This is a genomic window from Variovorax sp. 679, from assembly GCF_003952185.1.
In the GTDB taxonomy this organism is placed as follows: Bacteria; Pseudomonadota; Gammaproteobacteria; order Burkholderiales; family Burkholderiaceae_C; genus Variovorax.
Genome location: NZ_RXFS01000042.1, coordinates 1 through 1,230 on the forward strand (window position 1 = coordinate 1; position 1,230 = coordinate 1,230).

At 63.4% G+C, this 1,230-nt stretch carries 1 protein-coding gene; it reads left to right on the forward strand.

The genetic code is table 11. From position 1 onward, the window contains the following. The first annotated feature begins 232 nt into the window (after positions 1 to 232). On the forward strand, positions 233 to 1,213 hold the full coding sequence (locus EJO71_RS34210) for an IS110 family transposase (RefSeq protein WP_171022588.1): 981 nt from the start codon (positions 233 to 235) through the stop codon (positions 1,211 to 1,213). The last annotated feature ends 17 nt before the right edge of the window (positions 1,214 to 1,230 follow it).

The following is a 1,230-nucleotide window of genomic DNA, read 5'->3' on the forward strand; positions in this document are numbered from 1 at the left end:
CCTGATATTGTTTCTCCCGCTCCCGTAGCGCTGAAGGGAGCCCGTCCGGCGAACCCGTGCTCCTCCTTGGGTCGACCAACCCGCAATAAAGACTGGGGAGCCGGACGGATTCGACGCTGTAGCTCGAACGGTGTCTTGGGGCGTCGCTGGCCGGTTGGCCTGCGATGACCCCGCATATCAGGCTGTGCATGTCGAATGTGGCGTATTGATCCTTGAGCCAAGGAGTAGCGCGGTGACATGCAACGTAGGAGTCGACATCAGCAAGGCCAAGCTCGATGTGGCATGGCTGAGGTCGGAAGGTAAATATCGATCCAAGGTGTTCCCCAACAATGCCGCCGGCTTCGCGGTGCTGCTTGAATGGCTGGAGTCGAATCTGCCCGGCGGCAAGGCGGCAGCCCATGTCTGCATGGAGGCCACAGGCACGTACCACGAGGGCCTGGCGCTTTTTCTTCACGACCACGCGGTGGCGGTCTCGGTCGTGAACCCGCTGCAGGTCAAGCGCTTCATGGAACTCGAGCGGGTGCGCAACAAGACCGACGAGGGCGATGCGAAGGCCTTGGCGCGGTTTTGCGACAGGACGGCCCCGGCGCTGTGGGAGGCACCTTCGGCGGCCGTGCGATCCCTGCAGGCGCTGGTGGCCCGGCTGGATACGCTGCTGGAGCTCAGGCAAGGTGAGCTGAACCGTCTGGAGGTGGCCCATGACTCGGTCAGGCCATCCCTCATGGCGGTCGTCGCGAGCCTGGACAGCTCCATCGAGGAGGTGCGCACGCAGATCCGCAAGACCATCGATGACGACCCCGACCTGCGGCAGCGTGGCGAGCTCCTCGCCTCGATTCCGGGCCTCGGGGACAGAACCATTCCCCAGCTGCTGGCATACATCGGTCGCCCCGAGCGGTTCGCGAGCGTCAAGGCATTGATTGCCTACGCCAGCCTCACGCCGATGATCAGGCAGTCCGGAACCTCGCTGGACAAGCGGCGAGGAACGCACCCCCAAGGGCATCGCGAGCTCAAGAAGGCGCTCTACTTCCCGGCCATGGTGGCCGGCAGATACAACCCGTTGGTGGCCGAGTTCTGGCAGCGCCTGAAGGCGCAGAACAAGCCCGGCAAGCTCATCGTCGTGGCCTGCATGCACAAGCTGCTGGCCATCGCCTACGGTGTGTTGAAGTCGGGCAAACCCTTCGATGCGAACCATCACAAGGCAGTCAGTGCTTGACAGGCATAACGGTGTCT